Source organism: Thioalkalivibrio sp. ALE23 (assembly GCF_000378545.1).
Classification (GTDB): domain Bacteria; phylum Pseudomonadota; class Gammaproteobacteria; order Ectothiorhodospirales; family Ectothiorhodospiraceae; genus Thioalkalivibrio.
Genome location: NZ_KB900034.1, coordinates 206897 through 218456 on the forward strand (window position 1 = coordinate 206897; position 11560 = coordinate 218456).

Annotated in this window: 14 protein-coding genes; 8 read left to right on the top strand and 6 right to left on the bottom strand. The window is 69.3% G+C overall.

What is annotated here, in order from left to right:
- Nucleotides 1-79: 79 nt before the first annotated feature.
- Together F573_RS0109675 and F573_RS0109680 are read right to left on the bottom strand one after the other, a co-directional pair.
- Nucleotides 80-1057 (bottom strand): lysylphosphatidylglycerol synthase transmembrane domain-containing protein, encoded by a 978-nt coding sequence (locus F573_RS0109675; protein ID WP_019022421.1) that lies wholly within the window; start codon nucleotides 1055-1057, stop codon nucleotides 80-82.
- Complete coding sequence (locus tag F573_RS0109680) at nucleotides 1054-1989, bottom strand: UbiA prenyltransferase family protein (protein WP_019022422.1); 936 nt, start codon at nucleotides 1987-1989, stop codon at nucleotides 1054-1056. Before F573_RS0109680 ends, F573_RS0109675 begins: the two co-directional genes overlap by 4 nt.
- Before the next feature lie 166 nt (nucleotides 1990-2155).
- On the opposite strand from F573_RS0109680, the gene F573_RS0109685 reads away from it, so the two are divergent.
- From F573_RS0109685 to F573_RS0109695, 3 genes are all read left to right on the top strand, one after another.
- Nucleotides 2156-2659: a hypothetical protein gene (locus F573_RS0109685; protein WP_019022423.1), complete on the top strand. Its 504-nt coding sequence runs from the start codon at nucleotides 2156-2158 to the stop codon at nucleotides 2657-2659.
- Between the two features lies 1 nt (nucleotide 2660).
- Nucleotides 2661-3554, top strand: a complete 894-nt coding sequence (locus F573_RS0109690; protein WP_019022424.1) for a DMT family transporter — start codon at nucleotides 2661-2663, stop codon at nucleotides 3552-3554.
- Nucleotides 3555-3682: 128 nt separating this feature from the next.
- Entirely contained in the window at nucleotides 3683-4036 is a 354-nt protein-coding gene (locus tag F573_RS0109695) for a DUF4870 domain-containing protein (RefSeq protein ID WP_018945588.1), read from the top strand.
- Between the two features lie 30 nt (nucleotides 4037-4066).
- Here F573_RS0109695 and fdxA read toward each other — a convergent pair whose 3' ends face one another.
- Nucleotides 4067-4390 carry a ferredoxin FdxA gene (gene fdxA, locus F573_RS0109700; protein WP_018870469.1) on the bottom strand — a complete coding sequence of 108 codons (324 nt, stop codon included), beginning with the start codon at nucleotides 4388-4390 and terminating at the stop codon, nucleotides 4067-4069.
- A gap of 117 nt (nucleotides 4391-4507) precedes the next feature.
- Nucleotides 4508-7162: a DNA mismatch repair protein MutS gene (gene mutS / locus F573_RS0109705; protein ID WP_019022425.1), complete on the bottom strand. Its 2655-nt coding sequence runs from the start codon at nucleotides 7160-7162 to the stop codon at nucleotides 4508-4510.
- 178 nt (nucleotides 7163-7340) lie between these two features.
- Here mutS and F573_RS0109710 point away from each other — a divergent pair, with 178 nt between their 5' ends.
- Nucleotides 7341-8546 (top strand): hypothetical protein, encoded by a 1206-nt coding sequence (locus F573_RS0109710; RefSeq protein WP_019022426.1) that lies wholly within the window; start codon nucleotides 7341-7343, stop codon nucleotides 8544-8546.
- A 69-nt stretch (nucleotides 8547-8615) separates the two neighbouring features.
- Here F573_RS0109710 and F573_RS0109715 read toward each other — a convergent pair whose 3' ends face one another.
- Nucleotides 8616-9353 carry a hypothetical protein gene (locus F573_RS0109715; RefSeq protein WP_019022427.1) on the bottom strand — a complete coding sequence of 246 codons (738 nt, stop codon included), beginning with the start codon at nucleotides 9351-9353 and terminating at the stop codon, nucleotides 8616-8618.
- 128 nt (nucleotides 9354-9481) lie between these two features.
- Between F573_RS0109715 and F573_RS0109720 the strand changes: the two genes are divergently transcribed.
- Together F573_RS0109720 and F573_RS0109725 are read left to right on the top strand one after the other, a co-directional pair.
- Nucleotides 9482-9808 (top strand): PilZ domain-containing protein, encoded by a 327-nt coding sequence (locus F573_RS0109720; RefSeq protein ID WP_019022428.1) that lies wholly within the window; start codon nucleotides 9482-9484, stop codon nucleotides 9806-9808.
- Entirely contained in the window at nucleotides 9805-10314 is a 510-nt protein-coding gene (locus tag F573_RS0109725; RefSeq protein WP_019022429.1) for a CinA family protein, read from the top strand. Before F573_RS0109720 ends, F573_RS0109725 begins: the two co-directional genes overlap by 4 nt.
- A gap of 38 nt (nucleotides 10315-10352) precedes the next feature.
- Here F573_RS0109725 and F573_RS14875 read toward each other — a convergent pair whose 3' ends face one another.
- Nucleotides 10353-10529: a PLDc N-terminal domain-containing protein gene (locus tag F573_RS14875; RefSeq protein ID WP_018870463.1), complete on the bottom strand. Its 177-nt coding sequence runs from the start codon at nucleotides 10527-10529 to the stop codon at nucleotides 10353-10355.
- Between the two features lie 134 nt (nucleotides 10530-10663).
- On the opposite strand from F573_RS14875, the gene F573_RS15060 reads away from it, so the two are divergent.
- Entirely contained in the window at nucleotides 10664-10894 is a 231-nt protein-coding gene (locus F573_RS15060) for a hypothetical protein (RefSeq protein WP_155986652.1), read from the top strand.
- A gap of 103 nt (nucleotides 10895-10997) precedes the next feature.
- Nucleotides 10998-11444 (top strand): YaiI/YqxD family protein, encoded by a 447-nt coding sequence (locus F573_RS0109740; RefSeq protein WP_019022430.1) that lies wholly within the window; start codon nucleotides 10998-11000, stop codon nucleotides 11442-11444.
- The last annotated feature ends 116 nt before the right edge of the window (nucleotides 11445-11560 follow it).

Below are 11560 nucleotides of genomic sequence, written 5' to 3' on the forward strand. Positions count from 1 at the left end.
GGTCGCGAGATTGCTTCGCTGCGCTCGCAATGACGGGGTGATATGTGACGTGTTGTTGTTCGGGTCGGGCATGGAACGCCTACGCATGGTGCTCGTCCGGGAGTTCGCGGCCACGGGCTTCGGGGTTGGTGCTCAGCGCGATCAGGCCCAGCAGCACCGCGAACCACAGGGTGGTCAGGCGGATCAGCGTGGTCGCCGCCACCGCGTCCGCCGCCGGCATGTCGTGCAGCAGGAGCAGGCCGATCATTACCGCCTCGGTGCCGCCCAGCCCGCCGGGCAGGAAGCTCAGCGCCCCGGCCAGCATGGCGAGGGCGAACACGAAGGCGGCAAACGCGAATCCGGCCTCGAAGCCCATCGCATTGAGGATCCACCAGAAGGCCAGCGCCTCGGCGCTCCAGGCCACCACGCTGAGGGCCGTCGCGCCGGCGAGCAGGCCCGGTGCGTGGCAGCGCCGCGCCTGCAGCAGGATGGTGGCGGCGTGATGCAGGCCGCGCCACAGCCGCCGGCCGGGGCGGTCCGCGTGGCGTTGCAGGGCCTCCAGCGGTCGGCGTTGCGACAGCACCAGCAGGCCCGTGGCGACGGCCGCCACGCCGGCCAGGATCAGCGAGGTCCCTTGAGTCACCAGCGTGAGCCCCAGCAGCGACAGCAGCACGACCGCCACCAGATCCGACAGCCGTTCGCTGACGAACGCAGCGAAGCTGTCCGGATAGGGGACACCCCGGCGCTTGAGCAGTACGCCGCGCAGGGCCTCGCCGGCCTTGCCCGGGGTGGTGGTCAGGGCAAAGCCGGCGAGGTAGATGTGCAGGCTGGCGGGCGCGGCGACGTGATGCGCCAGCGCCCGCAGGTACAGCTGCCAGCGGGCGAACCGCAGGCTGTAGTTGACCAGCGACAGCGACAGGGCCAGCAGCAGGCCGAACGGGCCGACCTGCACCAGCGCGTGCCAGACCTCTTCCGCACCGGCCCAGATGGCGATGCCCAGATACGCCGCGGCGGCCACGATCACCGACAGGATCAGCCCGCGCAGGCGCCAGCCGGTCAGGACCGGGTTCCCGCTCACGACAGCACCGCGAGAGTCACGCCCAGCCAGGCCACCACCGTCACCAGCAGATGGGCATCGGTGAACAGGTCGCGCGAGGTGTCGCCGCCGCGCCCGCGAAAATGCAGCAGGTACAGGTAGCGGAAGATCCCGTAGATCACGAACGGCAGGGTGTAGATCAGCTCATCGGTGCCGTGCAGGGCGATGACCTCCGGGCTGACGGTGTACAGCCCGTAGGCGATCACCGTGCAGGCCGCGCTGATGGCGATGAACTGGTCCAGCAGCGCGGTGGAATAGTCGTCCAGCACGCGCCGCGTGTCGCCCCGCGTGTCGCCCCGAGTGTCGCCCCGGCTGTCGTCCCGGGATTCGGGGGCGGGGTCCGCGGGAGCCGGGCCGGCGGTCACGGCGGTTTCCGCCAGCTCCGAGCGGCGCTTGGCGAAGCCCAGGAACAGGGTCAGCATCAGGCCGCACAGCAGCAGCCACTGCGAGGGTTCGATTCCCAGGCCCAGGGTTCCGGCCAGGATGCGCAGCATGAAGCCGCCGGCGATGCTGAAGACGTCCAGGATGACGACATGCTTGAGCGCCGCCGAATAGGCGATGTTCAGCGCCAGATAGCCCGCCAGCAGGCCGGTGACCCAGGCGCTGACCAGCAGGCCCAGGGCCAGCGCCAGCACCACCAGCACGCTCAGGATGACCCGCGCAGCCGGGATGCCGATGGCCCCGCTGGCCAGCGGGCGGCGGCACTTGGTCGGGTGCCGGCGGTCGGCTTCGACGTCGAGGATGTCGTTGAGCACGTACACCGCGCTCGCCATCGCGCAGAAGGCGAGGAAAGCGAGCGTGGCCGCCAGCAGGGTCTCGCCCTCCCAGGCATGCGCGAACACCGGTCCGAGGAACACGAACCCGTTCTTGATGTACTGGTGCGGACGCAGCAGTTTGAAAATCGGCTGGAGCATCGGTGCGTGCGGAAAGGCCGGCGGAACGGGCTGGCAGTGTAGGCAAATGCGCCGTCCGGTGCACCCGCGAAGATGGGCACGTGCCCGGTTTCGCAGTGTGCGCGGGTGCGATCGGTTACCATCCGGGACGTTTCTTCGATCAATCCGCTGTCACCGGGAGTCTGTCATGCAAGCACTGTCCGTCCTGAAGAAAACCGTGGTCCTGTCCGCCGGCCTGGGTCTGCTGCTGGCCGCCGCGCCGGGGGCCGCCGATCTGTCCGAGGGCGACGCCTTCCCCGACGTCACCCTCAACGACCAGCACGGGGAGCCGCTGGAGCTGCCCGGCGATGCGCGCGTGGTGCTGATGACCGTGGAGATGGCCCCGGCCGACATCACCAATGATGTCCTCGGGGACATGGGGCCCGAGGCGATCGAGGAGGCCGGCATCCGCTACGTAGCCGATACCCACGGCATGCCGCCGTTCGTGCTGGAGAACGTGGTCATGCCGCGCATGCAGGAGCGTCCCTATCGCACCGGTGTGACCGAGGGACCCGATGACATGGGCTTCATGCCGCATCAGCGCGATCACGTGAGCGTGGTGTTCCTGGATGGCGAGGGAACGGTGACCGGCACCGGCGCGGCCGCCAGCGAGGCCGCCCTGCGGCAGATGCTGGAGGGCGCCGGCGACTGACATGGCCTTTTTGCTGGGCCTGCTGACCGCGCTGGGGTACGGCGCGGGGGATTTTCTCGGCGGCCTGGCCTCGCGGCGGGTTTCGGCGCTGGTGGTGGCATGCTATTCGCAGCTGCTGGTCACCGCGCCGCTGCTGGTGCTGGCATTGCTGGTGGCGGGGTTGCCCGGGGAAGCGGCCCTGTTGTGGGGCGGCGGCTCCGGCGTGGCGATGGCGCTGGGCCTGCTGGCCTATTACCGCGGACTGGCCGAAGGCTACATGGGGCTGGTCGCGGCGGTGACCGGGGTGCTCTCGGCGCTGGTGCCGCTGGCGGCGGGGCTGGCCCTTGGCGAACGCCCGGGATGGTTGTCGCTGGCGGGGATCGTGGCCATCGTGGTCGCGATCGCGCTGGTGTCGGGCGGGGCCCGGGAGGCCAGTCCGCGTGACCCGGACGCGCCGGTGCGGGGGGCGGATGGCCACGGTCACCGCGGGCCGCATCCGCTGCTGGGGGTGTTCGACGGCGTGCTTGCCGGGGTCGCCTTCGGCCTGGTGTTCGTGTTCCTTGACCAGGCCAGCGAGGGGTCGGCCCTGTGGCCGGTGGTCATGGCCGGCGGCGTGGGCGGTCTGGTGCTGCTGGGCGTGATGCTGCTGCATCGCCCCGAGCGACACATGGCCCGCAGCACGCTGGTGCTGGTCGCGCTGGCGGGCCTGCTGCAGGGGCTCGCCACCCTGGCCTTCGTGGTGGCCGTACGCATCGGGCTGTTGTCGGTGATCGCGGTGGCCGGGGCCCTGTCGCCGGCGCCCACCGCACTGCTGGCGCGGTTCTTTCAGGCCGAGCGCATGAGCCGCTTGCAGCTGGCCGGGTTCGGCTTTGCGCTGGCCGGCATCGTACTGATCGTGCTGGGCGGGGCAGGGTGAGCCGGGAAGGCATGGGGGCTTCGGCAAGCGCCGTATTCGCGTGCAAGCACGCTCCCACAATCAGGCACCGGGATGACCCGCAGGAGCGCGCTCGCGCGCGAATGCAGCAATCGGAGAAGGAGAGAGGCATGGAAACGGAACTGGCGAATGAACCCCGCACCGAGCGCACGTTCGTGACGATCATCTACGTGCTGTACTTCGTTGGCTTCTTTGTCGCCATCACGGCCCTGGTCGGGGTGATCATGGCGCATGTGAAGCGCAGCGATGCGGATGCGATCAGCGAGACCCACCTGCAGTATCAGATCCGGACCTTCTGGATCGGTCTGCTGATGGCCGTGCTGGCGACCCTGACCGCGGCGATCGGGATCGGCCTGATCATCGGGCTGCTGTTCCTGGTGTGGGTGCTGGTGCGGTGCATCAAGGGCGTGATCCGCAACAGCGACGACCGGGCCATCGAGGACCCGGCCACCTGGCTCTGGTAAGCCCCGTAGTGCGGGGCTCCGGGCGGGGTCTCAGCGCTCCAGGTACTGCAGCTTGCCCTCGACGCCGTCCCACTCTTCCGCGTCTTCCGGCGGGTCCTTGCGCGCGGTGATCACCGGCCAGGTGCGCGCCAGTTCGGCATTGAGCTCGATCATGTGCACCTGATCCTCGGGCACGTCATCCTCGGGGACGATCGCCTCGGCCGGGCACTCCGGCTCGCACAGGGTGCAGTCGATGCATTCGTCGGGGTCGATGGTGAGGAAGTTGGGCCCCTCGTGGAAGCAGTCCACCGGGCAGACTTCGACGCAATCGGTGTACTTGCACCGGATGCAGTTCTCCAGAACGATGAAAGCCATTGCGCTTCTCCATTGGTCGTGTTGCGACGCCACGGCTCCTGTGTGCCGTCGCTCGGTCCGTTCGGCGTATTGTAACCGCTCCTCCCGAGCGGCCGGGAATCCCGGCTGCTGCGGCTGTTATTCCGCGACTCCCCGTTCCAGCGTGTCCTTGAGCCGGTAGAGCGCGTCCAGCGCCTCGCGCGGGGTCAGGCCGTCCGGATCGAGTTCCGCCAGGGCCCGCGCGACGTCCCGCGCCGGCTCGGGTACTTCGGGTGCCGGCGGGGCGGGTTCTTCCGGCGCCGCGGGTGCGGGCGGCTCCGGCGGGAACAGCCCCAGCTGGGGCGAGTCGCTGTCCCGGGCGCGGCTTTCCAGATCGGCCAGGTGGGTGCGGGCACGCTGCAGCACGTCGGCCGGCACCCCCGCCAGCGAGGCTACCTGCAGCCCGTAGCTCTGGTTGGCCGGCCCCTCACGGACCTGATGCAGGAACACGATGTCGTGGCCGTGTTCCACCGCGTCGGTGTGGATGTTGGCCACCGCCGGTTCGCGTTCGGCCAGCGCGGTCAGCTCGAAGTAGTGCGTGGCGAACAGGGTCAGCGCGCGGTTCTCCCGCGCCAGGCGCTCGGCACAGGCCAGCGCCAGCGCCAGGCCGTCGAAGGTGGAGGTGCCGCGCCCGATCTCGTCCATCAGCACCAGGCTGCGCTCGCCGGCGTTGTGCAGGATGCTGGCGGCCTCGGTCATCTCCACCATGAAGGTCGAGCGCCCGGAGGTCAGGTCGTCGGAGGCGCCGATGCGGGTGAAGATGCGGTCCACCGGCCCGATGCGGGCCACGTCCGCGGGCACGAAACTGCCCATGCAGGCCAGCAGCACGATCAGCGCGGTCTGGCGCATGTAGGTGGACTTGCCCCCCATATTGGGCCCGGTGATGACCAGCAGCCGGCGGCTCTCGGGATCCAGTCGGGTGTCGTTGGCCACGAACGGGGTGTCCAGGCTGGCCTCCACCACCGGGTGGCGACCCTGCTCGATGTGGACGCCGGTCTCGGGCACCAGTTCGGGGCGGCTCCAGTCGAGCCGTCGGGCGCGTTCGGCGAGGGTGGCCAGCACGTCCAGCCGGGCCACCGCGTCGGCGATCGCGCGCAGGCGGTCGGCGTGCCCCTGCAGGCCGGCGAGCAGGTCGTCGAACAGCTGGCGTTCGCGCGCCAGGGCCTGTTCCCGTGCGGACAGGATCTCGTCCTCGAAGCGCTTGAGTTCCTCGGTGGTGTAGCGCTCGGCGTTCTTCAGGGTCTGGCGGCGCATGAAGCGCCCGGGCAGCTCCTCCGATCGCGAGCGGCCCACCTCGATGTAGTAGCCGTGCACCCGGTTGTAGGCGACCTTGAGCGTGGCGATGCCGGTGGCCTCGCGTTCGCGCGCCTCCAGGTCTCGCAGGAAGCCGTCGGCGTTGTGTTCCAGATCGCGCAGGCGGTCGAGTTCGGGGTCGAAGCCGGGACGGATCAGGCCGCCGTCGGTGACCCGGATCGGCGGCTCGTCGACCAGCGCGCGGGCCAGGGTTTCGCTCAGTTCCGTCTCCGGCGCGAGTTCGTCGCGCAGGGCGGCGAGGGTGTCGGCCTCGTCTGCGGCGGGCTGCAGTGCCGCGTGCAGGCCGGGCAGGCGTTCCAGCGCCGCCTGCAGCGCGACCAGATCGCGCGGCCGTGCGGAGCCCAGGCTGATACGCGAGACGATGCGTTCGACGTCGGCCATGCCGGTCAGGGCCTCGCGCAGGCCTTGTTCGGCCGCGTGGTCCAGCAGCGTGGCGATGCCCTGCTGGCGTTCGCGCAGCAGGGCGCGGTCGGCCAGCGGCTGGTGCAGCCACTGCGAAAGCAGCCGGGCGCCCATGGGTGTGCGGCTGGTGTCCAGCAGGTCGAACAGCGAGCCGCGGCGCTCCCCGCTCAGGGTGCGGGTCAGCTCCAGGTTGCGCCGGGTCGCCGGGTCCAGCATCAGCATCTGGCCGCGGTGTTCGCGCCCGAGCCCGGTGATATGGGCAAGGTTGCCGCGATGCTGCGCCTGCACGTAGGCCAGCAGCGCGCCCGCGGCGGCCAGGCCCAGCACCAGGTCGTCGCAGCCGAAGCCGGCCAGGTCGGTGGTGCCGAAATGCCGGGTCAGGGTGCGCTGCGCGGAGATCGCGTCGAAATGCCAGTCGGCATGATGCCGCGGGGCCCAGGCCTCGATCCCGGGGATCGCCGGGGCCGGGTCGGGGACCAGGCATTCCACCGGGTCGAGACGCGCCAGTTCGGCCTCCAGTTCGGTCGCGTCGGCGACCTCCAGCACCCGGAAACGGCCGCTGGCGAACTCCAGGCTGGCGATGCCGTAGCCTTCGTTGCGGCCGCGCACGGCGGCGCTGGCGGCCGGGCACACGGCGACCATGCGATTGACCTGGCGCGCCTCCAGCAGGGCGTCTTCGGTGACCGTGCCCGGGGTCACGATGCGCACCACTTCGCGTTGCACCGGTCCCTTGTTCTCGCCCACCTGTCCGGTCTGTTCGCAGATCGCCGCGCTCTCGCCCAGCTTCAGCAGCCGCGCGAGGTAGCTCTCCAGGGTGTGCACCGGGATCCCGGCCATGGGGATCGGCTCGCCGGCCGACTCGCCGCGGCGGGTGAGGGTGATGTCCAGCAGCCCGGCGGCGCGCTCGGCGTCGTCGTAGAACAGCTCGTAGAAATCCCCCATGCGGTAGAGCAGCAGGGTCTGCGGGTACTCCGCCTTGATCCGCAGGTATTGCTGCATCATGGGGGTATGTTTTGACAGGGCGTCCGCGTCGCTCACTGGCCGTTCCTGCTGTTCGGGGGGCGTCGGTGGCCGGATTGTAACGGGTCCGGCGGGGGGTGCGGGGGGTTATGTGACGCAATCGCCGGAATGTACGGGGGCCGCGGGACTTCCCTTGCTCAAGGATAAGAGGGTGCTTATATTAGAAAACACTAAATAACAGGAAAGGAGAGCCCGCATGATTCGGAAGAACCTCGGGGAAGAATACAGCCCGATGTATTTCCTGGGCGCACTGGGGGCCGGTGGCACGGCCGTTACGTTTTTCATGTTCCTGATGTTCATGACGCCCTATGACACCCCGATCCCCACATACGAGGCCATGATGGCGCTGATGGCGGGCGAGGGCCCGCTGATCGCCGTGCTGGTGGGTGCGGCCATGGCCGGCATCCTGTTCTTCGTGGCGCTGCATCTGCGCCTGCTGGTGTGGAACATCCGCGAATACCGGCAGTTTCGCCGGACCGAGGCCTTCACCCGGCTGCGCCGTTCCAACCAGGAAGTGGCCCTGATGGCGATCCCGCTGACCCTGGCCATGACCATCAACGCCGGCTTCATCGTCGGCGCGGTGTTCGTGCCGGGGCTGTGGAACGTGGTCGAGTACCTGTTCCCGCTGGCCATGCTGGCCTTCCTGGCGGTTGGCGCCTTCGCGCTGGTGATCTATTCGCGCTTCCTGGCACGGCTGTTCACCGAGGGGGATTTCGATTTCACCGGCAACAACAACCTCAGCCAGCTGCTGGCGGTGTTCGCGTTCGCGATGATCGCCGTGGGTCTGGCGGCGCCGGGCGCGATGAGCGAGAACCTGGCGATCAACGCCGCGGGGATCTTCTTCTCGCTGACGTTTGCCGCGCTGGCGCTGGTGCTGGGGCTGGTGATGTTCGTGCTGGGCTTCAAATCGACGCTGCGCTACGGCATCGCGGAGGCGGCCAGCCCGAGCCTGTGGATCGCGATCCCGATCCTGACCCTGCTGGGCATTGCCTTCATCCGTCATCAGATGGGGCTGCACCACGGTTTTGGCGCTCCGCTGAACGAAGCGATGCTGTTCGTGTTCACCTCGCTGGTGCTGGGCGCTCAGCTGGTGTTCGGCCTGATCGGCTACGTGGTGATGAAGAAGCTGGGCTACTTCCGTGACTACATCCACGGCGAGAAGAAGAGCCCGGTCAGCTACGCGCTGATCTGCCCGGGGGTGGCCCTGGTGGTCTTCTCCTGGTTCTTCATCAATCTGGGACTGGTGTCCAACGGGGTCGTCGAGCAGTTCAGCGTGGCGTATTTCGCCCTGCTGGCCCCGGTGGTCTATCTGCAGGTGGTGACGATCGCCACGCTGTTCCGGCTGAACCGCAAGCTGCTGCGGGCGGAACCGGCGACCGAGGGCGCCTCCCAGCAGGCGTGATCGCGCCGCTCGTTCGGTGCCAGACGGGCGGTGTCCGGGGTTTCCCGGGCGCCGCCTTTTTTTGTCCGGTCAGGCGGTGGCGGCGGGGCGTTCTTCGCGGCCCTCGCGCGACCCGGTATACCGCCAGGCCTTGCGGAAGGTGGTGCGCAGGGGCGATTCGAGATGCGCGCGGGCGCGTGCCGGGGCGATGCCGTGGTCGCGGCAGAACAGGGCCAGGGCCCAGGCGAGTTCGTCGCGGCCGAGGTCGGCGTCGCGATCGGCCGACGGGCCCTTGCACGCCCCGCAGCCGTTGACCCGCACGCGGAACGCGGTGTTGGCCAGAAAGATGCCGAAGCCCATGCGCGTGGCCACCAGCTCGGCAATGGCGTCGGCATTGCCCTCGGCGGCCGGGGCGGGTTCGCGGATGCCCTCCACCCACCAGGCCGCCAGTTCCTGCGCGAAGGTGCCGACCAGGGCCTGGCGATTCCCGATCAGCTGCGGGTCGTAATGGAAGATGCGCTCGCCGCCGGTGCTGGCCGCGCCCAGCGCGATGACCGGCTGCGGTGCCAGTCCTCCGGGTTCGGCCAGGCGGGCCGCGCGCTGCTCCAGGCCCGCATGCCGGCGGACGCTGGCGAACACCTGCTCGGCCATGCCGTGCGGGCTGTCCGCCTCGCCCGGGAAGTGTTCACGGATGGGCTGCACCAGGGTCGGCGGGTCGAAGGGCCGGTCGGCGGCGGGCTGACGGTCCACCCACGCAAACACCGCGCGGATCCACTCGCGGGTGTCGACATCAAGGACCGGATCGGGCTGGAACAGGCGTGCAAGCATGGCGGGCGCGTTTCTGGAGGTGGTTGATCCATGGTATGCCATTCCGTCCCGTCGCGGCAGCCCCTGCTGCAAGCGCACCGGAATGTGTCAGACTCGGAGTCCGAATCCCCAGGGGCAAGGATGGAGACATGTTTGGCGAGGAGGACCGGCGACGGGATCGTCGCATCCCCGTGGGCGTGACCGGGGAGGCGTACTGGACCGGTTCGGGGCAGACCACGCGGGTGGAAATCCATGACCTGGCCGCCGGCGGCTGTGCGCTGATGACCGGCTTCGAGGTGGATGCCGGGGTGGGGGTGATGGTGACGGTGCCGAGCCCCGATCCGCGCATCGAGAACCTGCAGCGGCGGGGTCGGGTGCTGCGCTGTGACAGCGCGGATCCCGACCGTGAGGGCCGGCGCCGATGGCGCCTCGCGGTGGCCTTTGAAGAAGAACCCACGGGAGACGCGACACCATGACCGAATTGCGCAAGGCGGATGTCACCGGGCTGTCGGCCCTGGTCTATGACCTGGGCGAGCGGATGACTGCGCGCGGGCTGGTCATGGCCACGGTGGAATCCTGCACCGGGGGCGGGATTGCCCAGGCACTGACCGATGTGCCCGGCAGTTCCGCCTGGTTCGAGTGTGGCTGGGTGACCTACAGCAACGCGGCCAAGACCCGTCTGGTGGGCGTGGACCCGGCGTTGCTGGAGGCCCATGGCGCCGTGAGCGAAGAGGTGGCGGCCGCGATGGCCACGGGCGGCCTGACGCACAGTGGCGCCGACCTGTCCCTGTCGGTCACCGGCGTCGCCGGGCCGGCCGGCGGTTCACCGGACAAGCCGGTGGGCATGGTGTGCTTCGGCTGGCAGGCGCGCTACGGAGCCGTGCGCACCGAGACGCGGCACTTCGACGGCGAGCGTCATGAGGTGCGTCGCCAGGCCATGCTGCACGCCCTGGCCTCGCTGCTGGAGCACGAACTGGGCTGAAGCACGCTCCCGCGGAGCGGACCGCGGTGCGCGGAGGCCTACTTCGGTCCGAGCAGCAGCCAGGCGATCAGCCCCAGTAGGGGCAGGAACAGCAGGATCAGGATCCACAGGACCTTCACCACCGGGCCGGCGGGACTCTGTGCGGTCCGGACAATCGCCCAGATGATGATCAGCAGCCAGACAAGGCCCAGAATGCCGGTGATTTCAATGCCCATGCGGTGCTCCGGTAGCGGCGTGTATCGCGTCGAACGCACGGATATCACGTGCAGGGCCGGAACACCAGCCCGCCGGGGCGATGGTCTATACGTAAAAGTTACTGAAGGGTGCCGGCGGCACGGGAGGTATGGTCATGCAGAGGATTCCCGCAACGTCGGGTTCGGGTGCTCCCCCGGATCCGGGCACTCCGACGGGGCGGCCGGAAGAGTGCGACAGCGAGACCGGCGCCGAGGGCACGCCGACGGCCGCCGCCCGGAGTCCGAGCATGCACGAAGGCGTGGAGGTCTGGTGCGACTGCTGCTCCTGCGAGGCCGAGCCCTACTGGCTTGCGGTGGCTGCGGACCTGGGAATCGATCCGGACTGAGGCGTCCGAACTGCCGCGAGGGAACCATGATAAAGGGGTCAGTGACCGACCGAGGGTCCCGCGTGCCCGTCCGTCGGATGTCGGGGCAGGCGAGGGCATCGGCATGAAGATCTGGGTGGACGCGGACGCCTGTCCGGCGGTCATCAAGGAGATCCTGTTCCGGGCCGCGAAGCGCACCGGGGTGGCGATGACCCTGGTGGCCAATCAGCCGGTGCGCACGCCGCCGTCGAAGCTGATCGACTCGATCCGGGTGGGCAGTGGCTTCGACGTGGCGGATAACGAGATCGTGCGGCGGCTCGAGGCGGGTGATCTGGTGATCACCGCGGACATCCCGCTGGCGTCCGATGTGATCGAAAAGGGCGGCGAGGCGCTCAACCCGCGGGGCGAGCTCTATACCCGCGACAATATCCGCGAGCGCCTGAGCATGCGCGACTTCATGGACACTCTGCGCTCCAGCGGGGTCGACACCGGCGGGCCGGCGGCACTGGGCCCGCGCGACCGTCAGGCCTTCGGCAATGCCCTGGACCGCTGGCTGGCGCGTAACACCTAGGGCAGTTCCAGCTGGGTGTATGGTCCGTGTTCGACGATCCCGTCGTCGTCGAACTCGAAGGGCGGTCCGGGCGTCTTCGTTCCAGTGCAGAACCAGCCGAGTGTTGGAGGGCATGC